Annotated in this window: 15 protein-coding genes and 1 pseudogene; 9 read left to right on the top strand and 7 right to left on the bottom strand. The window is 40.6% G+C overall.

Going from position 1 to position 24,243, the window contains the following annotated elements; genetic code table 11:
• Positions 1-3: 3 nt before the first annotated feature.
• The 4 genes from IEV27_RS14460 (at position 4) to IEV27_RS14445 (ending at position 5,454) form a co-directional block, all read left to right on the top strand.
• Positions 4-441 (top strand): PTS sugar transporter subunit IIA, encoded by a 438-nt coding sequence (locus tag IEV27_RS14460; RefSeq protein ID WP_188378190.1) that lies wholly within the window; start codon positions 4-6, stop codon positions 439-441.
• A 95-nt stretch (positions 442-536) separates the two neighbouring features.
• Positions 537-1,970: a PTS mannitol transporter subunit IIBC gene (locus IEV27_RS14455; RefSeq protein ID WP_188378189.1), complete on the top strand. Its 1,434-nt coding sequence runs from the start codon at positions 537-539 to the stop codon at positions 1,968-1,970.
• Positions 1,971-2,128: 158 nt separating this feature from the next.
• On the top strand, positions 2,129-4,141 hold the full coding sequence (tkt, locus tag IEV27_RS14450; RefSeq protein ID WP_373868105.1) for a transketolase: 2,013 nt from the start codon (positions 2,129-2,131) through the stop codon (positions 4,139-4,141).
• 461 nt (positions 4,142-4,602) lie between these two features.
• Positions 4,603-5,454: a DegV family protein gene (locus IEV27_RS14445; protein WP_188378188.1), complete on the top strand. Its 852-nt coding sequence runs from the start codon at positions 4,603-4,605 to the stop codon at positions 5,452-5,454.
• Positions 5,455-5,602: 148 nt separating this feature from the next.
• Here IEV27_RS14445 and IEV27_RS14440 read toward each other — a convergent pair.
• From IEV27_RS14440 to IEV27_RS14430, 3 genes and pseudogenes are all read right to left on the bottom strand, one after another.
• Positions 5,603-6,552, bottom strand: a pseudogene (locus tag IEV27_RS14440) (calcium/sodium antiporter).
• Between the two features lie 179 nt (positions 6,553-6,731).
• Positions 6,732-7,859, bottom strand: coding sequence for a toxic anion resistance protein (locus tag IEV27_RS14435; RefSeq protein ID WP_229735360.1), 1,128 nt, complete (start codon positions 7,857-7,859; stop codon positions 6,732-6,734).
• Positions 7,860-7,909: 50 nt separating this feature from the next.
• Positions 7,910-8,761 carry a hypothetical protein gene (locus tag IEV27_RS14430; RefSeq protein WP_188378187.1) on the bottom strand — a complete coding sequence of 284 codons (852 nt, stop codon included), beginning with the start codon at positions 8,759-8,761 and terminating at the stop codon, positions 7,910-7,912.
• A 755-nt stretch (positions 8,762-9,516) separates the two neighbouring features.
• Between IEV27_RS14430 and IEV27_RS14425 the strand changes: the two genes are divergently transcribed.
• Together IEV27_RS14425 and rlmD are read left to right on the top strand one after the other, a co-directional pair.
• Positions 9,517-12,387, top strand: a complete 2,871-nt coding sequence (locus IEV27_RS14425; RefSeq protein ID WP_229735359.1) for a glycoside hydrolase family 16 protein — start codon at positions 9,517-9,519, stop codon at positions 12,385-12,387.
• A gap of 391 nt (positions 12,388-12,778) precedes the next feature.
• Positions 12,779-14,257, top strand: coding sequence for a 23S rRNA (uracil(1939)-C(5))-methyltransferase RlmD (rlmD, locus tag IEV27_RS14420; RefSeq protein ID WP_188378186.1), 1,479 nt, complete (start codon positions 12,779-12,781; stop codon positions 14,255-14,257).
• 312 nt (positions 14,258-14,569) lie between these two features.
• Here the strand turns inward: rlmD and IEV27_RS14415 are convergent, their stop codons facing one another.
• The 4 genes from IEV27_RS14415 to IEV27_RS14400 form a co-directional block, all read right to left on the bottom strand.
• The gene (locus IEV27_RS14415) at positions 14,570-15,298 is read right to left on the bottom strand and encodes a poly-gamma-glutamate hydrolase family protein (RefSeq protein WP_188378185.1); all 729 of its coding nucleotides are present in this window, start codon (positions 15,296-15,298) and stop codon (positions 14,570-14,572) included.
• Positions 15,299-16,323: 1,025 nt separating this feature from the next.
• On the bottom strand, positions 16,324-17,883 hold the full coding sequence (locus tag IEV27_RS14410; RefSeq protein WP_188378184.1) for an alkaline phosphatase family protein: 1,560 nt from the start codon (positions 17,881-17,883) through the stop codon (positions 16,324-16,326).
• A 117-nt stretch (positions 17,884-18,000) separates the two neighbouring features.
• Positions 18,001-18,189, bottom strand: coding sequence for a hypothetical protein (locus IEV27_RS14405; RefSeq protein ID WP_188378183.1), 189 nt, complete (start codon positions 18,187-18,189; stop codon positions 18,001-18,003).
• 389 nt (positions 18,190-18,578) lie between these two features.
• Entirely contained in the window at positions 18,579-19,280 is a 702-nt protein-coding gene (locus tag IEV27_RS14400; protein WP_188378182.1) for a DUF421 domain-containing protein, read from the bottom strand.
• Between the two features lie 468 nt (positions 19,281-19,748).
• Here IEV27_RS14400 and ablB point away from each other — a divergent pair, with 468 nt between their 5' ends.
• The 3 genes from ablB to IEV27_RS14385 all read left to right on the top strand — a co-directional run bounded on the left by ablB (position 19,749) and on the right by IEV27_RS14385 (position 23,958).
• A complete protein-coding gene (gene ablB / locus IEV27_RS14395) occupies positions 19,749-20,585 on the top strand; it encodes a putative beta-lysine N-acetyltransferase (RefSeq protein WP_188378181.1) in 837 nt (278 codons plus the stop codon).
• A gap of 146 nt (positions 20,586-20,731) precedes the next feature.
• Positions 20,732-21,982 carry an ATP-grasp domain-containing protein gene (locus tag IEV27_RS14390; protein WP_188378180.1) on the top strand — a complete coding sequence of 417 codons (1,251 nt, stop codon included), beginning with the start codon at positions 20,732-20,734 and terminating at the stop codon, positions 21,980-21,982.
• 14 nt (positions 21,983-21,996) lie between these two features.
• Positions 21,997-23,958, top strand: a complete 1,962-nt coding sequence (locus tag IEV27_RS14385; RefSeq protein WP_229735358.1) for a hypothetical protein — start codon at positions 21,997-21,999, stop codon at positions 23,956-23,958.
• Positions 23,959-24,243 lie beyond the last annotated feature (285 nt).

The following is a 24,243-nucleotide window of genomic DNA, read 5'->3' as shown; positions in this document are numbered from 1 at the left end:
GATATGTTAGCTGAGTATTTAGAAGGAAATATACGTTTTTTACCATCCGTTGATTCTTGGGAAGAAGGAATTAAAAAGGCAGCGGATCCATTATTGCATAATGGATCGATTACTCCTCAATATATTGAGGATATGATTGGAAATGTAAATACAAATGGCCCGTATATCGTCATTGTTCCAGGCATTGCGATGCCCCATGCCAAAAATGATGGCAGCGTAGTAAAAACAAGTGTATCCTATTTAAAGTTGGAAGAACCTGTGAAGTTTCCGAAAGACAAAGAAGTTCATACTTTTTTTGTTTTAGCTGCTGAGGATAGCACAGGCCACTTAGACCTAATATCTGACTTGTCTTCCATACTGATTGAGGACGAGATTAAGAATAAACTCGAAGAATCCAAAAGTGAGCAGGAGATATTAGAGGTGCTAAAAATGGTTGAATAGATCTGTTCTCGTTAAATGGTGAAACTGAACACCTTTTCTTTTACTTCTTGTCGTAGCTTTTAAAATCACTGAATTTTCAGAAAGGAATGAATGATATGGCTGATGCAGCACATGCAAAGGATAATGGTGTAGATACAAATACTCCTTCTACGCGCGCGAAGGTTCAAGCATTTGGTGGTTTTTTAACAAATATGGTTCTGCCGAATATTGGAGCTTTTATAGCCTGGGGGCTATTGACAGCTTTGTTTATACCAACTGGTTGGATTCCCAACGAAGAACTTGCCCAAATTGTCGACCCAGCTATTAATTACTTGCTGCCCTTACTTTTAGCCATAACAGGTGGACGAATGGTTGGAGGCCAAAGAGGAGCTGTGATGGGGGCTATTGGGGCGATCGGGTTGATCGTTGGAGCTGATATTCCGATGTTCTTAGGAGCTATGGTTATCGGTCCTCTAGGGGGCTTGATTATAAAGAAATTTGACAAAATCATTGAAAATAGAGTTCCTGCTGGATTTGAAATGATTGTTAACAATTTCTCGCTAGGAATTTTAGGATTCCTATTGATGATTCTTTCTTTCTACTTTATAGGACCTACAATAGAATCGGCAAATAACCTTGTAACAGCAGCTATTGAAGCTTTGGTTGCTACTGGTTTATTGCCTTTGCTATCTCTCATCAATGAGCCGGCTAAGGTATTATTCTTAAACAACGTCATCGACCAAGGGATCTATTATCCATTGGGTATGCAAGCTTCTGCCGAAGTAGGGAAGTCCATTTACTTCACGGTCGCTTCTAATCCTGGCCCAGGCCTTGGGTTGTTGCTGGCTTTCACTTTCTTCGGCAAAAAGACGGCTAGAAGAACCGCCCCAGGGGCCATGATCATTCACTTCTTAGGCGGAATTCACGAGCTATATTTCCCATACGTTTTGATGAAACCCCTTACAATAATTGGGATGATTGCCGGAGGTATGTCAGGTATAGCTGTTTTCAGTCTATTTGACGCGGGACTAACGGCTGGACCAAGCCCGGGCTCTATTATCGCCTATCTTGGATTGACCCCTAAAGGAAACTTCATCGGTATCATCGCTGGTGTACTAGTCGCTGCTGTCGTAACATTTTTAGTTACAGCGTTCATTCTGAAACTTGACAGAAGTTCTGATGAGGAAGATATTTCTGCTTCTGTAGAAAAGTCTAAAGCTATGAAGCAAGCAGGAAAAGAGGCTTCTGCAACTCGCCAGAAAAATGAAGAAATCAACACAATCTCTTTTGTATGTGATGCCGGTGCGGGAAGCAGCGCAATGGGCGCAACCACTTTTAGAAAGAAATTGCAAAAGAATGATATTGAAGGCCTCGAAGTTAAACATTACAGAATAGAAGATGCTCCTCAGCATTCAGACATCATTGTAGTTCACGAAGATTTACAGGAAAGAGCAAAAGGAGCACATCCTGATAAAGAAATTATCACCATAGAGAACTATTTAAATGATCCCGCTCTTGAACGGTTAATGGAGAGATTAAAAAAGGAGTAATAATAGCACAGAATTGATGACGGCAAGCATTCGTTCCATTGATTGTTTAGAGACTGCATGAAATGGGACGGATCCTGCTATCATCTCTGGAACAAACAGACAATGGGCTCCAACAGTTTTTGAGTGATTGGGAAGCTACGAAATAAAGAGGTGAAAACATGTCAAAAACAAATATGGCTATTGAACAGTTATCAATTAATACGATTCGAACGCTAACCATTGACGCCGTAGAAAAGGCAAATTCAGGACATCCTGGAATGCCAATGGGTGCCGCTCCTATGGCTTATACGTTATGGACCGAGTTTATGAATCATAATCCAAAAAACTCAAATTGGTTTAATAGAGATCGTTTCATTTTATCTGCGGGGCACGGTTCCATGCTTCTGTATAGTTTACTTCACTTATCAGGATATAACGTAACCATTGAGGATTTGAAGAATTTTCGTCAATGGGGCTCGAACACACCAGGTCATCCTGAATATGGACACACGGACGGAGTAGAAGCGACTACGGGTCCTTTAGGACAAGGGATTTCGATGGCGACGGGGATGGCTATGGCTGAATCCCATCTTGCTGCAAAGTATAATAGAGAAGACTTTAATGTAGTCGATCACTATACGTTTGCCATATGTGGGGATGGAGATTTAATGGAAGGCGTTTCCCAAGAGTCAGCATCTCTGGCAGGCCACCTTGGTTTAGGGAAATTAATCGTTTTATATGATTCAAACGATATCTCACTGGATGGCGATTTGGATCGATCATTTAGTGAAAGTGTAGAGAAACGTTATGAAGCTTATGGATGGCAGGTGATCCGTGTCGAAGAAGGAACGGATATCGAAAGTATTTCCAAAGCGATTGAAGCGGCGAAAGAAAATACGGATCAGCCGACGATGATTGAAGTGAAAACGGTGATCGGTTATGGTTCACCGAACAAGTCAGGAAAATCAGACGCTCACGGCGCACCACTGGGTGAAGAAGAATCCGCCGCAGCTAAGGAATATTACAAGTGGGAGCACGATCAACCATTCCACGTGCCTGAAGATGTATATCAAGATTTTAAAACTAAAGTCCAGCAAAACGGAGAGAAAAAAGAAAAAGAGTGGAACCATTTAATCCATCAATATGAAGATCAGTATCCGGAGCTGGCAGGTGAGTTAAAAGCAGCAATGGACGGGAGTCTTCCTGAAAACTGGGTAAAAGATCTTCCCGTTTATACGAGAGAAGATAAGTTAGCTACTCGAGCTTCTTCAGGTGAAGTGATTAATGCCCTGGCTCAGAAAATCCCCTATTTCTTTGGGGGAAGTGCTGATTTGGCAGGGTCAAATAAAACCACAGTAAAAGATGAAGAGGATTTCTCCCGCAACAACTATGCCGGAAGAAACATTTGGTTTGGTGTTCGAGAGTTCGCAATGGCAGCGGCATTAAACGGTATGGCTCTTCATGGAGGCTTGAAAGTATACGGTGGTACGTTCTTCGTGTTTAGTGATTATTTGCGCCCGGCTCTGCGATTATCCGCTTTAATGAACCTTCCTGTTAATTATGTATTTACACATGATTCCATTGCTGTTGGTGAAGACGGACCAACACACGAGCCTGTCGAACACCTTGCTTCATTAAGGGCAATGCCGAACCTATCAGTGATCCGACCTGCAGATGGGAATGAGACAAGCGCTGCCTGGAGAGTGGCCTTAGAGTCAAATGCAACTCCAAACGCTCTCGTATTAACCCGACAAGCGCTCCCGACCCTTGAAGGCACGAGTGAACTAGCTTATGAAGGGGTAAGACGCGGAGCTTATATTTTAAGTGATTCACAAAAGAGCAAGCCGGATGGCATTTTATTAGCTTCTGGTTCTGAAGTGCAGCTTGCTGTTCGTACTCAAGAAGTCTTGAAAACGAAGGGGTACGATGTACGTGTAGTAAGTGTTCCATCTTTTGATCGTTTCGATAAACAAAGTAACGATTATAAAGAAAGCGTATTGCCTTCTAACGTTAGAAGCCGACTGGCCATTGAGATGGGTTCTTCGTTTGGCTGGGAACGCTATGTAGGAATCGATGGGTCTATTATTGGTATTGATTCATTTGGAGCTTCGGCTCCGGGAGATACAATTATTGAGAATTACGGTTTTACCATTGATCATGTCGTGGAACATGCTCAAAATCTTTTAAAATAATATAAAGTGCTAGCTAATAATCCCTATAGAATAGACAATTAAAAAAGTCTACTCTATAGGGTACATTTTTGTATAATGGGGCAAATTCAATTCGTACGGAGATGGGAAAATGAGTAAAAGATTATTTAGCGATAAAGATATCCAAACACTACAAGGGACCCCTTACGTGAAAATTGTTTCTACTAAGGTATGGGGAAGATACGTTGCTAAAGATAAATATGGTGTCTGCCCCCCCTTCCTGCTAAGCACTAATGCAGTGGGGGTCAGGCACTTTCACTTTTCAAGAGGAGTAGGTTTTTCACAGAGCCTCACCCCTGCAATATTAATCAAATCCCCGAAATATACACTTAAAGTACGGCAATTAATAGTTATCACAATGCTATTACAGTTTTCTCGTGTATAGTTAAAGCATAATACAGGAAGAGTGACTCGAACCTGAATATAACCAAGGAGGAGATAGCATGCGAAGGATCATCTTATCGACCGAAAGCGGTGCTGACTTACCGGGGGATTTAGCTGAAAAGTACGATGTTCAAGTCGTTCCTATGCACATCATTATGGATGGAAAAGATTATTTAGACGGTTCTTTGCCGGTCCAGGATATCTATGACTACTATGAACGTACGAAGAAAATACCCTCCACTACTGCGACAAATACTCATGAGTATCAAGAGTTTTTTGCAACGATAAGAGAGAACTTCCCAGATTGCATCATTATCCATATTGGTTATACATCAAAAGCGTCTTCTTCTTTTCAAAGTGCTGTTATTGCTGCGGAAGAATTTGAAGACATTTTTCTCATTGATGCTTTGAACGTTACTGGAGGACTAGCTGCGATTGTATTGTATGCCGCTAAAGTTTTAGAAAACGAACCTGTCATTGAACCGGAACGCTTAGTTGAAAAAATAGAGGCAGTCGTTCCTAAAGCAAGGCTGACTTTCATCCCCGGCAGCCTGGAGTTTCTTAAAGCGGGAGGACGGGTAAGCAATATGGCTTCTCTAATTGGAACGCTGTTGAAAATAAAGCCATGCATAGAGTTGAAGGATGGAAAGCTGGTGTCTACAAAGAAGTATCGCGGGAAAATGAGTGGAGCTACTGAAAAACTCATGAATGATTACTTGAATGAATTCAACATCGATAGAGAACAGCTTTATTTTATCTACTCCATCGGACTCGACGAAAAAATCAAGCAGCGGATGGATGAGGTGGCCAAAGAGAACGGATTCCAAAATATAAGGTGGATCCAGGCGGGCGGTATGATTTCGACTCATTCTGGGGCCGGGGGCTTCGGGGTAGCAGGGTTAGAGGAATAGTTTTAAATTTAGTGCTGCCCCGTCCTGCTAAAGCACCAACGCAGTGGGGGCAGGCACTTTCAGTAAAGCCACTAGTATTAGAGTAATACTATAAGATATTCGTTGTTGCTTTAGTTCCTATGTTTCTGTTTAAAAACAAAATAAAATCTCAGTTTCTCAAAATAATATAAATAAGATAAATGATATACATAGTCAGAAGGATGAAACCCTCTGTTTTTCCAATTTTATAATGAGTCCTTGAAAATAAGAACAATAACAAGCTCAGTGCAATCATGATCATCACATCGATAAATATTTTTCCATTCACAGGTAAAGGCGAAATAAAAGCTGACGCCCCAAGAACAAATAAAATATTGAAGATATTGCTCCCCACCACATTCCCCAGTGCAATTCCACTTTCTTCAATGCAGCGGATATGGAGGTAACCAGTTCAGGGAGCGATGTACCAATCGCAATGATGGTTAACCCTACCAATGTATTACTCATCCCAAGATCATAAGCAATCGACGTTCCGCTATCGACCACTAGATCGCCGCCAAAAATAATAGCGGCTAAACCTGCTAGCGTTAAACCAGTGTTTTTTCCCCACTTTATGTTTGAAGGAATGGGTTCATCCATCGATTCTTTTCGACTTTTCATACCAACTTCAATCACGTAGTACATAAAAATAGACAAAAACAATAAAAAGATAATGCCGTCCCCGCGTGTTAGCAAGTTTTCACTTAATCCCTGTAATTTCGTATCACTGATAAGTACGAGTAAAGCTCCACTAGCCAGCAACACAAATGGGATTTCTTTTTTGGTGGTTTCACTCTCTACCATTAATGGATAGAGGAAGGCTGCAATACCTACCACTAAAGTGACATTAAAGATATTACTCCCCACTACATTCCCCAGTGAAACTTCAGCATTTCCTTGTAAAGCGGCAATGATGCTGACTGTGGCCTCAGGAGAGCTTGTTCCAAAAGCAACAATCGTTAACCCTATCAAAATAGGCGGGACACGGAGAAGCCTGGCAATGTTGGAAGATCCATCAACGAATAAATTCGCTCCTTTAATTAATAAACCGAAGCCGACAATTAATAATATGTAAGCCATAGTTACTCTTCAAACTCCTTTTTATTTACTAATCGTCTACCCATACCCTCTTTTGTTACTTGAAAAGCATAGGGATACAGCTTTTTAGTGGTAGTTAGTATGTTTTCTTACGGTATCTACTGCGCTGGAAGGTACCGGCCCACAGTTTTCGCAAAAATCGTCATTTATAAAAGAGCGCTTCAGTCACGAAGCGCTCTTTGGGTAGGACTGCCGGTCTGGGATAATTTCTTCCGGACGTTTTCGTTTAAAGCATCCATTTCTTCAATGAACTGTTCACTCGAAGCGATAATTCGCTCGGAGGACTGTTCTGTCGTTTTCAGTGCTTCGAATACGTTATCGAAAGACTCTTGAAGAGCTTCCATACTGATTGCTGGATTCTCCATCATTTGTGTCGTTTCTTCCGCATTCTCCTTCAGATTCCTGGAGTTCGAGACTAGCATCTGTTCGGTCGCTTTATTGACGCCGTTCACCGTATCGATTACTTTCCTCTGATTATTCAAAGCCAGCTGAATCGAAGCGGAGACAGTAATAATATTTTTCGTCAGCGTAACCGCATTACGAATCGATTCCTTCAACTTTTCATTGTTTTTCTTAATGATATCCACAGATGAAATACTCTGATGCAGCACACTCTTCATCTGCGTCATGTTTCTTGTACGCGTAATGATCTTCTCTTTTCCTTCGGTAAGCAGCGCCAGATCGTATTCGCCTGCAGATTCTTTTTCTTTCAAGAGTTCAAACAGTTTCTTCCCAAGGTAGATTTGCTTGTCCAGGTCATAAATACGCTTCTGGGCGTTTTCTTTGATCAGCTGCAGTTCGACGCTGTCTTCTTCCAGGCGGTCTTTCCCTGCAAGCAGACTGCGAACTACCGTATCAATCTTTGAGTCGACCGTTTCATACTTCTTCATGTAGCGGTCGATGGGCTGCTTTTTGCTAAGTTTATAGAAGAACCTCTGAATGCCGTTGCCTTCGGTGCGCTTCGGATCAAGGTCTGACACGATCGCCTCGAGTTCATTCAACGTTTCGGGAATCTCGTTATTGCCTTTGGTCATGAGGTCGTTTACTGGACGCTTTAACGTTTCCATCGTCTCCCCGGCGACACGCTGTTCCTTTTCTCCGAGGTCCCCGAGCTCTCTCATCACTTCTGAAAGGGAGTCGTCCCTGGAAGATTTAAATCTTTCTGCATAGGCTTCGGCCTCTTCATTCAGACGGTCGATATCTTCTTTTTCAATAAGAGTCATCGCTTCTCTTAGATCCTGATGGTTCATTTCAGCTTCTTTGTCTCTTAAGAAAGAATTTTTACTCATGTCCATGTCTCCTATCTGCGATTAGTTAGTTTCTAGAAAAACAAAACGGTTTACTTTTGCGAGAAGAAGCTCTCATCTTCCTTGTTATACTTAGAAGAAATAATTCCTTTGCTTCTGGCAAAATTCTGCGCATGACTTTCTTCTTCTTTTTGCTCAAGTGTTTCGATGAACTTACGCAGATCGTACATCGTTTCCACCAGTTCACCTTTCCGGTTTTCCTTATTAACCTCCGACAATCGTTGAAACGACTGGATAAAGTTAGGGACGTCTTTGTCCTTCAGCGTCTCAAGAGCGTATTGTTCTTCGATTTCAAGTTCTTCCATGCGTCTGAATTGTTTCAATGTACGTGTCTTTAAAGACGCCCATTCGTTTTGAAGATCAGGATGGTTCTCGAGAAACGGGAAGTTCCAGCCTTCCAGGACTGCTTCTTCGAGATGATCAGAAGGGTTTTCCTGACCTGATTTTCCCTTGCGCTTCACGTAGGAATCCAGATACGTAAACAAAACCTTCGAAAAATCACGCAATGTGTCTCCAAGCCCTTTTTTTCTCGTAAACTCTTCTTTCAAAAACGTAGGGGAAAACGATTTTTCTTCTTTTTCCATTTCAAACCGCCCAAGCAGCATTTGCGGCGGCTTCCCGTATATTTCAATGGTAGCCTTGAACGTGTTAGAAGTTGGAATAACTGCGGTAAAAAAGACACCGTTCCAAAATCCATCTAATATATATCTCATGTTCATCTCTGCCAGTTCTTTTATATCCAGATCGAAGTGGACAGGGTGTTTCCCTTTGATGACCTGCTTCATGTCTCTCATCGTGTGAAAGTCGATGTAGCGCTGGTATTCGGAGGTATGCGGCATGAATGTTCTTTCCAAATTCTCGAGCGCAGAGTAGAGGTTTTCCATGTTCGTCAGCCCCTTTGGAGTCCTTCCTTTTCCGTGACAAAACGTTTCCATTTATACTTCAAGAATACCACAAATCGGAGTTTGATATTAAGAAATGCCTATGTACTCTCTATTAGAAAAGGAGGAAACCCATTTGTATGACTTCTCTCTAATGCCGGTGCTGCTTCTTGCTCATTAATTTATAAAACAGCATTCTGAACTATGGAGAGGCTTTTTGCTTGTGTATTTTTCCATTCGTTATGTAAAAAATAGGTAATTATATAGTATTTCAAACTTTAGTTATGTTCTCAGAAACGTAACGGATAAAATGAATAAACACATTTACAAGGAATGAAAAAGTCATTTTCATGAGGGCAAACCCTGCAGTAGCGAGGGAAGTTTGAGTTACGCAGTACTTGAATAAAGGTAAACCATTCCATAAATATAAGGGCCATTCGACACATTTTTTGAAATATTCAGAAAATACATTGACTTTTGTTTATTTTTTAATGTACACTCTACGAAAGCGCTTTCGAAAGATGCGTTGTAAAAGCATGATTTCAACGTTATGAGCGAGATTACGAAGGGTGAGCCTGAATTATCAGAGATTGGTATTTATTAAGTAGATGTGTTTTCAACATCTACTTTAAATTTTTAAACAAATCGAAAGCGCTTTCGGAAGAATTTTGTAAATCAAGGGGGTGATGTTTACTGGTGCCTAGCAAAATGGACTGCCTCATTTCACTTGAATTTTAAAAAATGGAGGGTCATTATTTATGAAATTAAAGGGCTTTAGTTTATTCATGGTATTTTTACTAATGCTTCCTATGTATGTCAATGCGAATGACTACGAAACAGGGGCAACCAATTTAGTTAACTTTGACGAGGACGGCGTCTCCTATGTTGTAGACGGATTTGAAGGAGCGAATTCAGAAATTGTTGAGGATCCAACGGATAGCTCAAATCAGGTTGCTCAGTTTAACAAAATGGATGAAGCAGCACCTTGGGCTGGAACAACCTTTGGGGAAGAACCCGATAATACAATTCCTGCTGTATCCTTTACGGAAACGGATACTAAAATGTCAGTGAGAGTTTATTCACCAGATGAAGGGATTGAAGTAAGGTTAAAGGTCGAGCAGGCAGATGATCCTACTCGCTCTGTTGAGACTGGAGCAACAACGACAACAGCAGATGAATGGGAAACGTTAGAATTTGATTTTTCAAACGAGTCAGAAGGGACAGAACCGCTTAATTTAGATTATACGTTTAATATGGCTACTATCTTTTTTGATTTTGGAAACGAAGGTACTGGTAAAACCTATTATTTCGATGATTTGAAAGTCATAGGTGATGGGTCGACTACAGATGGAGATACAGATGGAGACACAAATGATAATTCCAATGTGTTTTATCTCATTGGGGGAGATGAATCAAAAGCATTATCTTTTGAACCTGGATCTTCAGCTGAGGATGATACATTGCTTGAATCCGGAGAGAAATCGACATATGTAATTGATAATGTATCAGGAGAGTATAACGGCTCTGGAAATACATTGGCTCATTTATACTTAAATGGTTTAGATATCGCATTAGACTTTGTAGCTAAAGCTTCCTACGATTTTAATGGCGATGGGAACTGGGACCGCACAGAAGAAACAACATGGTTACCAACAGACGGAAATACAGAATCAGGAGCTTATGAGGAATTTACACAGGAATTCACTCAAAATGTATCAGGCGAGGAGTATAGCGATTTTACAAATGGAACCATTCAAGTGGAAGTATCGCTTGCTATTGGCGGGAGTGATGGTGAACTGAAAGTTAATGCACCTGAAGAGGCATCACGAATCGAACTTCCATATACTTTGTCCGTGGAAGATGGAACTTCTGAAGATCCGAGTGAACCAGGAGATGTGGATGAAACACCAGATCCAACAGACCCCTCAGATCCAGTTGATGGAGATCGAGATTGGGAGTTAGTTTGGAATGACGAGTTTGATGGAAATGAATTGGATACAACGAAATGGAAATATGATATAGGAAATGGTTTTTATAGTGGCGACGAATGGGTAGGAGGCTGGGGGAATGAAGAATCCCAGTATTACTCTGAAGATAATGTGAAAGTGGAAGATGGAAAACTCATTATTGAAGCCCGGGAAGAAGCTGCAAGTGATGAGCATGGAAGCTATGATTATACGTCTGGAAAAATTCTGACGGATGAATTATTTAGTCAAGCTTATGGAAAGTTTGAGGCAAATATTAAACTTCCAGAAGGACAAGGTTTCTGGCCTGCATTTTGGATGATGCCGCAAGATGACGTTTATGGAACCTGGGCAGCTTCAGGTGAAATTGATATTATGGAAAATCGAGGCGCTGATACAGGATCCATAGGAGGAGCTATTCATTATGGTGGTGAATGGCCAAATAACTCATATTCAGCGAATGATTATCATTTCCCAGAAGGTCAATCAACGACCGATTTTAATGTTTATGGTGTAGAGTGGGAACCTGGTGAAATTCGTTATTACGTCAATGGTGAACTATATCAGACATTAAATGAATGGAATACGCCAAATGGTGAATACCCAGCGCCGTTTGATCAAGAATTCTATATGATTTTAAACTTGGCTGTTGGTGGATGGTATGGGGGAGAACCTGATGAGACTACATCTTTCCCAAGTCAAATGGAAGTTGATTATGTCAGAGTCTATGAAGATATGGCGGCTGATTATCCAGAACCTGGTGAGCCTACAGATCCAGGAGATGGAGACGAGGAAGAGCCTGGCGACGGAGACGGTGATGGAAACGAGCCCGTAGACCCATCCAAAGACTGGCAGGAAGTTGGCGACAACTTAATTGAAGATGGAACATTTGAAACGACAACTGAGTTTGGCGATGAAAATAATTCTATCGTATGGAACGTGTTCAATTTCGGTGATTATGAGACATGGGCAGGGTTAGCTGATTTCTCTATCGTAAATGAAGAATTGAAAGCAACGATTGAGCGAGTTGGTCAAGAATGGTGGCACATGCAGTTCATGCAAGATGTAACGGTGCCGAGTGGCATTTACAAGATTGCGTTTGATATGCGATCGGATCTCGACCGCAATGTGAATGTCGAGCTTACAGGAACAGATTCAGGTATTAATGAATTCGAAGTAGGAAGTACAATGGAAACGTACGAAGCCTATATCGAAGTAGAGTCTGATGGAGACTATAATTTAATGTTCGGCTTAGGAAAAGGCGAAGATGATCCTGAACTAGCCGTTCCTTATGACCTCTACCTTGACAATGTAAGGTTAGTAGAAGTTGTTGAAGGGGACGAAAATGAAGAAGAGCCAGGCGATGGAGACGGAGAAGAACCTGGAGATGGTGATGAAGAAGAACCAGTTTCTGTAGAAGAACTTTATCAAGCTATTGAAGATTTAGAGGAAAATGGAGAAATTAAAAAGTCAGCTAGTAAACAATTAACGAATACTCTTAAGACAGCTGACAAGCACTACCAAGCTGGAAGACAGAAACAAGCCACTAAACATTTGGAGAAATTCATTTCAAAGGTTGATGGAAAGCAAATGAAAAGTGCTGCTGAAGAAGTGAAAAATGATATGAAACATAGCGCAGAACAATTGATGGAAAAATGGTCTTAAACGAAACCACAGGTCTTCACCGCACTAGCAGCAATCGTTCAGTACGACATGTGATGTATTCAAGTAATTAAAATAGTCCTCCGGTAAGCATATTGAGCTTGCCGGGGGACTATTTTCGAGTTTTGATTCGAAGTACGTTCATTAACTGAACATAAAAAAGCAGTTGCTCGTCATCTTTTTTGTTCAGGAGAAAATGTTGTAGGGGAATGGATTTTCTCTCGTTGAGTAATAATTCTAATCTCCTGGGGTTGTAAAAACGAAAGTTAGTGACTTTCAAAGGGGACGGTGCTGCCCTATGTGTGGAGGCAGTTCTTTTTATATTCGTTTGTTTTACCGGCAGCTTTGGGTAGTTTATAATGAGGGGCAAAATAAGTAAAGACAGGAAGTGCCTATGAGTAAAAGAAAGAATCTTGGCTATAAGAAATCTAAAAAGAAACCCAACCGCTCTGAAAAAACATACGGGAAACAAAACTCGTCACGCTATAGACAATCTAAAGGCAAGCGTAAGGAAAGCAATGGACCTCCGCGTGGCCGGAAATCCGTAACCGCAGAGGTGACCTGTTCAGACCTGTCGTTTGAAGGCAAAGGCATTGTACAGTGGAAAGGAAAGCAGCTGGAAGTACCTCTTCTGTTGCCTGGTGAAAAGGCTGAGGTGACCGTGTTCCAAAAAGGGCAATCCGTAAACGCGGAGTTAAAGCGAGTGATCACTCCAGCAAAAGACCGGGTCGACCCGCCGTGTCCATATTATTACGAGTGCGGGGGATGTCAGCTCCAGCATATGAGTTATCAGTCACAATTACGATTCAAGCAAGAAACCATAGATGCTCTGATGAAGCCGTTTCGAAAGCCGGAGCCTATTTTGGCGATGGATCACCCTTATGACTATCGGAACAAGAGTCATACGACATTCGGCCTGGATCAAAATCGTAAAGTCATTGGCGGGCTGTATGCTCAGAATACTCATGAAATTATCCCGATGGACCGGTGTCTCATTCATGATCCGAAAGCGGACGAAATCGTGCAGAGCATTAAGGACTACATGAAGAACTCGAAAATGCAGCCGTATAACGAAGACACCGGACAGGGCTTCTTGCGGCACGTGTTAATCAAAGTTGGCAAGGTCACTGAGGAAATCATGGTGGTGCTGGTCGCAGCATCCTCTGAGTTTAAGGGTAAAAAGAATTTTTTGAAAGCTCTAAGAAAAGCTCATCCAGAAATTACGACGATGCTGCTGAATGTCAATAAACGAGACACCAGCGTAGTTTTAGGCAATCAAGAACACGTGCTGTTTGGTAAGGGAACGATTACAGACATGTTGTGCGGACTGAAGTTTGAGATCTCGGCAAAATCCTTTTATCAAATCAACCCGGTTCAGACGGAGAAGTTGTATGGAAAAGCCATTGAAATGGCCGAGTTGACTGGAAAGGAAACTGTGCTCGATGCCTACTGCGGGGTTGGTACGATAGGTCTGGTTGCCAGCCAGAAAGCCGAAAAGGTTATTGGCGTAGAGATGAATAAGGAGGCGGTCCGAGACGCCATCCAAAATTCGAAACGTAACGGCGTGAAAAATGCACGATTCTATCAAGGCGATGCTGGAGAATTCATGATAGAGATGGCTGAGCGCGGGGATCAAGCCGATGTCGTGATTATGGATCCACCGAGAAGCGGGAGTGATGAAGCGTTCTTATCAAGCGTCGTGAAGCTTAAACCTAAGCGGATCGTATATGTGTCTTGTAACCCGGAAACCCAGGTGCGGGATTTAAGGTACTTGGTAAAGAACGGATATGACGTTGAAGAGATTCAGCCGGTGGATATGTTTCCACAGACTTATCATGTAGAATCAGTGGCAAAGTTAGTTCTCAAAGTGTAACTGGCTAAAAAATTTTGACTACAATAATAAATCCTGACGAAATCGGATGATTTTTTTGAAAAAGATGTGTGAAATAGCAACGTTCATACTCACCTTGATTGATGTTGCTTTAGGAGATTCAGCTCTGCCGTTTCTGATTTTTAGTAGGAGAGTACTAAGGGAAAGTATTATGCTATGTTAATAAGGAAAAGGCGATCCACTAGTGAAATGAGGATTATAAGTATTTGTTAAATAAAGAACAAAAAAAGACTCTCCACTTCTCGCAGTGGAGAGTTTTCGTATTTTTTAAGAGGCGGGGGAGAAGCGGCTGTTTTATTCATATTCTTTCATCGCCGCTTGTATGGATTCCACATACAATTTGAACTCTTCCGTTTCATTGGAGGAGTCTCTCCTGGATGAAAAGCTGATGTCGTCGTTTTTATAAAAAGCTTCTCTCTGAGCTCTTGTTATCTCGAGCTGCACTCCTCGTTCTGTCTTCGTTTTATTGACGTAGTTTTCGGGGTGGTCGCCGTCAAGGTGTTCAGGGGCATCTGCGACGTCGAACCCATTTTCTTCTAAGTTCTTCCTGACAATTTTCTTCAGCTCTTTATCCAGCCCACCGATCATCGTTTTCGGTTCTTCTCCGGATGCACCGTGGACGGCTATGTGATACTTGGCGTTTGCAACCATCTCTAACGCCTGAGGCTCATCGAAACGAGTGGAAGTTATATGTAAGTTGCTGAAATTATTCGCCTTTAACCTTCCTTTAAATGAATAAAAGGGGTAATTTGAGCCGGCAACCGCCTCTGTTAATGAAGAGGTCGTTTCTTCAATCCCGCCGCCATGAATCGCACTTACGAGCCAACGCGCATCGCCGTCTGAGCTTTTCACAATTTCCCAATCCTCACCTTCCTTATATTCTTTTCTCAACTCGTCAAACGAGCAAAATCGGTCTTCCGAGCAGTCCTCTTGTGTCGAGTTTGTTTGTTGTTTTTTCCCCCATTCATTTTGAAACAGCAGGGTCGCCAGTACTAAAGCTACCACCATTACTGTTAGTTTCATAATTCAGACAGCCCCCTTTCTCTTCAAGGAACACGTTTCAACAGTTTTTTTTAGACAGATACGATCGTCTATTATGTTTGAGGTTTTGCAAATTAGTCGATGCCTATTTAAGGGGTGACGGTGTCGATAGAACTTCCGTTTATAGGCGGTCCAAATAAATTTCAACTTCCTCTAAACCCCGCATTTTCGTCTTTCCTTTTATCTAAGAATTTTTACTACTGTTCATTATAATAGACAAATCAAACATTTGCCAAAATCTGCTGAAATATAAAAGGGAGGGTTAAGTCTTTTTTAGTAAAGCCATTGTAAGAAGTCTAAGAGAGTAAATTATTTTGTGTCTTTATCATCTTTTTTTCAGGAGTATTATATTTGGCTGAATGCCTCAAAGTGTTCATTTACCAGGGGGGTTACCGCAATTAAATGGAGCCTGCTAAAGAGGGGGGAAATCCCTATTCATGTTTCAGCAGCATTTAAGTGAGGGCTTAACTAGTTAAATTTATTGAAGAGATTGTATTTGAAAATAGAAGTGATAAAAAAAGAAAAGTCCAAATTGAAGATGGAGATCCTAAAAAAAGGTCTCTGACTGTTGAAAAAGCTTAGATGTATATAATATGGGAGCATATGGAGTTGTTCTTTAGCCTTTTACTTTGGAACGGGTAGGCAATACTTCTTGAGGAAATATTTGAACATACGAATGGGTTTTTAGATTGATCTCTGTTGATGCCACGATGAGCGTTCGGTGGTGACACCTGGTCGATTAAAACCGGCCACGTCCTGTGGCCAACATCGACATTAGCACGTCCGGTGCGTCGCGGGAACAGCGCGAGCCGAATATCCACTTGGTCAAGTGAACTTCTTGACCAAGCTAGCTGAGGCTCGTGCCCGCGGCAAGCATCCACCGACAAGCGATTCGTGAGATTCAACTACAAACTTTAACAGCTCGTTTAGATTAGAAAGGACTTTTTCAGTGGTTTCTTGAAAATGGACTTTTCTTTTAAAAATTAATCATAACGAAGTAACTAAAATTATTCATTCATTAATTGAATGAACCATTTTTTTAAGTCAACGATCCTCATATATTCAGGAAGAGTATCTGTTCCGGTGACAACCATGGGGATCAACGAATCTGCTTTATGCAAGGAACCATGAGAGGCACCTCCCTTATGGGTGGGGCTTCCTTCAACAGCAAATTCAAACCCTGGCTTTGCATCTACAATTAAAAAATCCCCTTCATGTGAATAGAAGGCACCCATTAATCTTGCGAAAGCATCCGGGTAATTTCCATACTCAATATGTTCGTTGTGTATGGTCACACCTAATACCTCAGGCGCTCCATCCATATCCCACGATTGACCATACTTATCATTGTAATTTCTACCCTTACGAAAGGATAAGGTATCTTCTATTTCTCCGGATACTGCTTTGATATATTCTTCATCACGCCAGGCAGCAAATCCAATTCGTTCATCCTTCTTAAGCTTATCAGCTATGGAGCTTAATCGGATGCTCTTATCTAACACGTAAATATATGCCATTCGTTCATTAAGTCCAAGTACAATTTGGGCATCATTTTTTACATCAGAGTTTAATTTAGGAATATGATAACCCTTTAAAAGAGATGGTAAGTCAATTAAATGATCGCTATGTTTCCCAATAGAGGCCTGCCCGCTATCTCCCATAATCACCCATTTGGCACTATTTAAGGCTTCATCCCATGATTCGTACGTATCTAGAACTTTTTGCAGTTCGCAATCTACTTTCTTTATTCCAACAGTGGTCAAGGGTCCTTTTTTATGCACCTTTTTATCATTTGTCGGTAAATAAGCAATTGTAAACTTTGGTAAATTATTTTGTTTAATTAAATAGATGAGTTCAGCCGTACTAAATTTATCGTTAAAACCGAAAGCTTGCCAAAAATGCTGGTAGCGATTGAGTGGATTAATTTGTGCTAATGCACCATAAGAAAAAAACGAAGGAGCCTTTGTATTTATCACAGGGGGCAAAAATTTAAAGAGTGTTGTTAATTTTGGACTTATGAGCTGCTTTGTTTCGCTTCCTCTATAGATGAGAGCATTAATTGATGCAGATTTGTATTTCATTTGGTCTATCTCTTCATGTATCGTTGAAACATTTGAGCTGATATGTTTATTGTTCAAGTCACATAGCGCACTCCCTAAAACGTTTCTAATCCCTAACATCATGATTTCTTTACGGGCGCTTCCGTAGCTGATCAGTTTTTTGTTCTTCGCATCATACCAGACTAGGCCAGGAATGCTATGCTTGTCTGGATAAGTTCCTGTTAACAAAGTAGTATCGATCGTCATGGACATCGTGGGATACGCACTAACCATTTCCGGATAGTAATGTCCCTTATCCATTAGAAATTTTAAGGCGGGGGCGTTACCTTCACTTATAGCTTTTTGCAATGGTTGAGCCATGAGGGAGTCCACTACAATCACTACCACTTTCCCTGAGGTTTCGATTAGAGAAGGTTGGTAAGTTTGAATTTTCTTTCGCTTGCGTCTTATATACCAATATGCAGTGAATAGCAGGATAGCGAGCAATAGTAACAGAATAAGTCCCATAAAATCTCTGACTCCTTTTCCTTTAAATAAATCTGTCTCAAATTATGATTATAAAGCGGCGTAATTTTGCCAATGAAATTTGTTTAAAAGCCTCCTCAGGCTGAGGAGGCTTTTGAATTATTTCCCATCCATATCTGGGAGAGCTTTTTGCATGTTTTGAGCAGGTTGACTCTGTCTTGCTCTTTGAGCTAATTGCTGAACCCCGCCGTTGCGGTTCATTCGTGAAATTCCATACATAGCTGCAGCACCAATAGCCCCAGCAGTACTTAAAGCTAACCATGATCTGCCATTTTGTCTGCCATTCATCTGTGATCACCCTCTAAAGAAATTTTAAGCCCTTGTTAGGAACAGGTTTAGTTTATCAATTTAAGGGACCTTTAAACCGGCAATATATTTCTAAAAATTGAGTTTATTTCCAGTTTAATTTTAACAACGAACTTGAGGATCACCCATTCGGTTTAAAAAAAGCAGCCAGGGCGAGAACCCTGGCGAAATGGAGATTAGGGGAAATGAGCCAACACATTGAATATATTTCCTATTTATTTGAAATTTATACTAACAGGCGTGAGATTAATGATACTTCGCCTTTTTCATAAAAGTTTTAAAACTGCATGGTATCTTAACAACCCAATGAAAGTACATATATTTAGGTTATTAATGAAGAAACTCTTTTATAGGGTGTGGCGCAAAATAAGTTAGTGATACAAACAGATGTGTAAATTACCCTCGTGATCAACAGTAGCTAGAAGAATATCTTGCATGGAGACATTTTTAATTTTAATTTGGTTGGAGAGCCATTGTGCATCTTTTCCAAGTTGTTCGAGTTCACGTTGATGTATCTTTCCCTCTCTGATGATAATGCGTGGCAGATCGAAAGGTTTAGTTGATAGCCCCATATCAGAAGGGGTTAGAGGTTGATGTTTAGGATCTAAAAATATCGAGATTGTTCCACCAGGTTCCCATAAAGCCAAAGCGACTTTTTGAATATCATTATTTTTTTCTTTTCTAAGTTCTGTTAGTAGATTTTCAATTGTAATTCTTGCTTTTTTTAAGCCTTGATAATTAATCTGACCTTTTTCAATAAGCGTAATGGGAGGAGGATCAAAAAGTTTCTTTAAAAGCCCCCATCTTAATGTAAAAAAGACCCCGAGGAGATAAAGACTGACCAATACACTCATAGTCACTATGGAACCGGTTAACCCCAGTCCTTCATCTGATAATGGGTGAGCCATAATGTTTCCGATTAATAAAGCGATGACAAAATCCAGAAATCTCAATTGTGAAATTGATCGCTGGCCCATGATTTTGGCGATAAACACTAAAAAGATAAAGCCCACCAGAGCACGTAATGCCCACTGGACAATAGTTAGTGATTCCTGGCTACTGAAAAAATCCATCAAGGTCTTCACTTCCTAATCGAATCCATTTTAAAAACGAAAATCTTTCTTATCTATTTTTTACTTTTTCCTTAATATCTATGTACGCTTAAAACATAAATGGAAGAATGAAGAAACTCGATTTTATAAAAGCTTGGATCAGAATTTTCCCGAATTACCTTAATTTATATTTGCCTAAATCCCTGAATGTATTGATTTAACAGGTTACGCAATGCTGCCTAATTAGGGTGCTGCAACAGCCTTCTAAGCTGGAAAATACCTTGTTGACGAATTTGGACCGAATTCGTCAACAAGTAGCATCGGTTATCCGATCCTAAGGTTAATTTAATGAATGGAATTCTATCAATGGTTTTCAGAATTAAACGTTTAACTCCTTAATCCAAATTATTTTTTAGAAACGTTACTCATGTACCTCGTTCTAATTGAATACAATTTTCCATGTACGAACTTTAAAAAGGGGTGTAAACGATGCAGACTAAAAATATATCTGCACTGACCTTGTTTGGTAAAGGTTTGAATATTGAAACTATAAGCAGGCGAATAAAAGTTTATGATCTCCCAGAGGATGTTCCTGGATTTATGCGGAAGCTTACAAGAATAGCAGCCAAAGTGGATTGTGACAAACTGATCTTTTATGTAAAACCAGCGACTGGAGAAGAAGCAGCTGTAAAGAACTTAGCATTTCAATATGAAGGGAAAATAGAGGGTTTCTTTAGAGGGGAAGATACAAAAATTTATGCTAAATATTTAAATCCTGCAAGAAACAAGCCGGATCAGGGGAATGTAATTACTCGGGTACAGAAAAGGAATGCTATATCCCAAAGAAGAAAAGAAAGTCTGTCAGATGATTATACCATCAAGTGGGCGGAGGAAGTGGATTCAGAAGAAATGGCTGAACTATACAATTCCGTATTTTCAAAGTATCCTACCCCTATTCATGATCCTTCCTATATTGTCAAACTTATGAGGAGTAATGTTTATTTTTCGCTTATATATGAAGGTGACCTATTAGTAAGTGCATGTTCCGCAGATGTTTTACCAAAATATGATGCTGCTGAATTTACCGACTGTGCTACGTTACCTTCTCAAAGGGGAAAAAGGCTTCTTTCTTATCAGTTCTCGCGTCTTGAAGAAAGAATGAAGAAGTTAGGTATCCGCACGATGTTCTCCTACACAAGAGCTACTTCCATGGGAATGAATATTATAAATGCTCAGCAGGGTTTTACATATGGGGGTTGTATGATTCAGAATAGTTACATCGGTACAGGCTTAGAAGATATGAATATTTGGTATAAATCATTATAAAAAAATCAGGGGGGCTTTCATGGGCCTTCCTGATTTTTTTTATTATTCGACTTCAAGGACGAATTAACTAAGATGAATTCGGCAAAGATAGGAGGTGTCATAAAAATTGATGAACAACTGATAAATAGATAGGAGGATTCTTTCATTTGACTACTAAGAAACAAGACAGAAAAATAGCCCTTATAGGCTGGAGCTTGCAATCAATTGAAGCTGTTGAAGAACTACAGCGACCGTATGTAGTCGTTAGCATGCCAAGTTTTGAGGGGTATGCGAAAAAGTATGGTATCCCTTTTATTAGCTGGGACTTCGAAGAGATCATGAAAGAAACACCAATGGAGCAAGTATATGAGAAATCTAAAGAATTAGCACAAATACTTAAGGAGGCTGGTGTAGATCACGTTATTCCTATATTCGAAGATACGGTGGAATGGGCAGGAGCACTGAATGCCTTATTAAAAGAGAATAAGCGAGACTTCCATCACTCTCTTCTGTTTAGACATAAAGCAAAAATGAAAAGAAGAGCTCAGATCGGAGGCCTGAAAATAGGTGTATTCGAGGAAGCGCGAAGTAAAGATGAGGTTAGAGAATTCCTAAGGCGTGTGAACGATGTTCTTTTGAAAAATGATGGAGAGGAATATGATCCGATCCATATTAAGCCATTTTCTAAAGCTGGAGCTGTAGGGCACCATGTGATCCGTAAAGAGGATGAAATAGATAACAGTCTGACGGATGATCTATTTCCTTGTCTGATGGAAAGTCATTTAGATGGGTCGCAACTTTCGTGCGAAGTGTTTGTTCACAAAGGAAAGATTAAATTTTTAAATATCACTGAATATGTAGAGTTTGGATATTCCATGATGGTGCCGCCTTCTCCAACGATTGAAGGGAAACGCCCTTTAGTCCGCAAAGTTGTGAAGCAGCTTGTAGAAACTTTTGAAATAGAAAATGGTTTTATCCATCCGGAATTTTTTATTACGGAAGATGGAATTATTAATTTTATAGAAGTCGCTTATAGAATTCCAGGAGGGAATATATTTGATTTGATTCAAGAATCTTACGGGTTTAACCCATTCAAAGCCCATATCCTGTGCTGTGATCCGAATACGACGGAAAAAGAACTAAAAAACTTCTTCCCTAACGAAAAGAAAGTTAAAGGATATACGGGGAGCTTAATGGTGTACCCACGGGTTAACCAAATCAAAGCGCTTAATATTCCTAAAGAGCTGGAAACTCACCCAGGATTTCATAAACATACAATGTTTCCTCCAGAAGAGCGTAAGGTGCCGGAGATGGAAGGGTTTGGAACTCCTCATGGTGTCGTGTTCTTTCATCATCAAGACAGTGAGCACGTGAAACCACCGTTAATGGATTTCAATAATCATGATTTCTATATATAAAGGAGAAAATTGAAGTGGAAGTTCAAATAAATCAAGAAGATCGTTACGAACAAGCATTTAACAAGTTAAACAATGCAAAACCATATGCCAAAAGACTGTATCAGAATGATTTATTTCAAGAAACAAGCCGTCTCGCCAGATCGTTTGAGGGAGTGCAGGTGCTATATCGTTATGCTGATCAATTTGATCAGGCGGGAGTATTTGAAGGGGGACCATGGGAAGACCCTTCTAAGCTGCAGCCTAACTTAGTTAATCTTTCCTTAAGGATTGAAGGAATTGAATCCATCGTGACGCTATTAAGCGAATTACGGATGCTATCCATCGCTCAGGGAAGATATGAACATGAAAAAGTAAGTGCTGATATGGCTAAAGCCTACTTAAATGAAGTAATGGCATTAAATCTTGATTTTATTTTTCCGGAAGAATCGGAAGAAGCACGTATTGAGAGAAGTGAAGAAACAGATCGTGCGGAAAATCTGTTTAAATTGCTTGTTGAGGAAATGACATTAGTTGCTGTTTCTGGTACTCTGCTGGAAGAAATTAACCGGTTAACAGCACAGCGTCCTATTATGGTCAATCGAATATTACTCATGATTCAAAAAGCAGAACAGCTGCTGCACAGTGATGTCGATGAAGACAAGCGCAAGGAAATTCAACGTTACCATGATGCAACATCTCAATTGACACCCATTAGTCAAGAATTTCCCAAGTTTAGTGATTACCGAAACAAATTAAAAGAGATGACAGACAAGGAATTGGAAAAAGAGTCTAAGGCTTTTGGGCAATCCATGAGAGAAACAGGACTCGTTTCCCCATACCATGTAGTTTTAGTGCGTTTTCTAAATTGCTCGAAGGCTGAACTTGTTCCGGCAGCTCTTTTCTTAAATGAAAAAGGAGCAGCCAGTCTGTCGGAGAATGCTGTCCTCGTTAATGAATTAATTAAGGTGGCCATTCACCTTCCGACACGCCAGTCATTATATGGGCTTGCCCGCATGCTGGAAAGAGGTGTTTTATCCCACCACCCTGTGGCCCCTGGTTTACGCAGGCTTGTTGAATTGGATATAAAGCCGGATATGGCTCAAACTCTTTTAGAGGCGTTTACTGAACATGAGGGGATCACAGCTAATAATGTCATGGTCGCAGGTGTTCTAAGTGTGCTTGGTCAGCCTTTAGGGATCGGGCAAGGATTAAATCCAACTTGCCAAAGTGCACGGGCGCTCAGCCTCTGGTCCATACATGACCCTGGGTATCTTCTTGAACAGATTCCTCGAGCTGCCCGAGACGGAGATATTACTATGACCTTTGAGGGACAGGCTATTCATTCCAAAAATTTAACGGGTGGTTTAGCTCCTGATCTACATAAGGAGCTAGATCCAGTTTCCTTAATTTTGGTGCCGCACCTTGATCGGATTTATGCGGAAATGATAAACCGCGTACAGTTTAGAGGAGATGACCCTCATAGATGGGTGAATCCGCCTTTTTATGGTGATTGGGTACCAAGAGGATTTGGTAAAGTATTTGATCATTTGACTAGCAACATTACGGATTATGGGGGATTTGTCCGGTTGTTCTATGCTACCCACCACCCTGATTATAACGAAGGTCATGAGTTAATTTATCCGAACCCTGTAGGTATCTGTGTCACGACAGTATATGGGAAAATGCTTGGGTTTCATGCGATTACTATACAGCGTGTGGCCAAAGATCCAAAAGGGGAGTATCGCGTGTATTTCTACAACCCTAATAACGACAGTTCTCAAAATTGGGGTCAGGGGATTGAACCGAAAGTAAAGGGTAATGGTGAATACGAAGGAGAGTCTTCGCTGCCATTCCACGAATTTGTCTCCCGGCTATATGCTTTTCATTTTAATCCTTATGAACAGGGAGACGCTTCTTCTGTGGAAGATGAGGTAGTAGAAAAGATTGAAACACTCGCTCGTGAAAGTTGGGGACAAGAATATCTTTGGATTAATTAATTATGTAAAAAGGCGCTTTCCTTGTTAAGGGAAAGCGCCTTTTTATGGATAATGACTTCCTGTTTAAGTTAGTTGATAGTTGAAAATCCGTAAAGCTCCTTACAACTCATGGACTTTACAATATGAAAGTTCCTGTCCCCCGCTCTGCTAAAGCGGTAATGCTCGATGGGGGTCAATCAATTTCTTGAATTAATTTTGACAGCATGAAAAAGTCATGTTAGTGTTAAAAACGTTAAATAAATTCTTAACAAACTTAACTTACTTCAAAACTGGAGTTGATCAAAT

Source organism: Halobacillus andaensis (assembly GCF_014636475.1).
Taxonomy (GTDB): domain Bacteria; phylum Bacillota; class Bacilli; order Bacillales; family Halobacillaceae; genus Halobacillus_A; species Halobacillus_A andaensis.
This window is presented reverse-complemented; position numbering and strand designations above follow the sequence as displayed.

What these genes read in the sequence shown, in the direction of transcription:
- IEV27_RS14460 (WP_188378190.1), top strand. Translation starts at nt 4, where the DNA reads ATGTTAGCTGAGTATTTAGAAGGAAATATACGTTTTTTACCATCCGTT.
- IEV27_RS14455 (WP_188378189.1), top strand. Translation starts at nt 537, where the DNA reads ATGGCTGATGCAGCACATGCAAAGGATAATGGTGTAGATACAAATACT.
- tkt (WP_373868105.1), top strand. Translation starts at nt 2,129, where the DNA reads ATGTCAAAAACAAATATGGCTATTGAACAGTTATCAATTAATACGATT.
- IEV27_RS14445 (WP_188378188.1), top strand. Translation starts at nt 4,603, where the DNA reads ATGCGAAGGATCATCTTATCGACCGAAAGCGGTGCTGACTTACCGGGG.
- IEV27_RS14435 (WP_229735360.1), bottom strand. Translation starts at nt 7,859, where the DNA reads ATGAGTAAAAATTCTTTCTTAAGAGACAAAGAAGCTGAAATGAACCAT.
- IEV27_RS14430 (WP_188378187.1), bottom strand. Translation starts at nt 8,761, where the DNA reads ATGGAAAACCTCTACTCTGCGCTCGAGAATTTGGAAAGAACATTCATG.
- IEV27_RS14425 (WP_229735359.1), top strand. Translation starts at nt 9,517, where the DNA reads ATGAAATTAAAGGGCTTTAGTTTATTCATGGTATTTTTACTAATGCTT.
- rlmD (WP_188378186.1), top strand. Translation starts at nt 12,779, where the DNA reads ATGAGTAAAAGAAAGAATCTTGGCTATAAGAAATCTAAAAAGAAACCC.
- IEV27_RS14415 (WP_188378185.1), bottom strand. Translation starts at nt 15,298, where the DNA reads ATGAAACTAACAGTAATGGTGGTAGCTTTAGTACTGGCGACCCTGCTG.
- IEV27_RS14410 (WP_188378184.1), bottom strand. Translation starts at nt 17,883, where the DNA reads ATGGGACTTATTCTGTTACTATTGCTCGCTATCCTGCTATTCACTGCA.
- IEV27_RS14405 (WP_188378183.1), bottom strand. Translation starts at nt 18,189, where the DNA reads ATGAATGGCAGACAAAATGGCAGATCATGGTTAGCTTTAAGTACTGCT.
- IEV27_RS14400 (WP_188378182.1), bottom strand. Translation starts at nt 19,280, where the DNA reads ATGGATTTTTTCAGTAGCCAGGAATCACTAACTATTGTCCAGTGGGCA.
- ablB (WP_188378181.1), top strand. Translation starts at nt 19,749, where the DNA reads ATGCAGACTAAAAATATATCTGCACTGACCTTGTTTGGTAAAGGTTTG.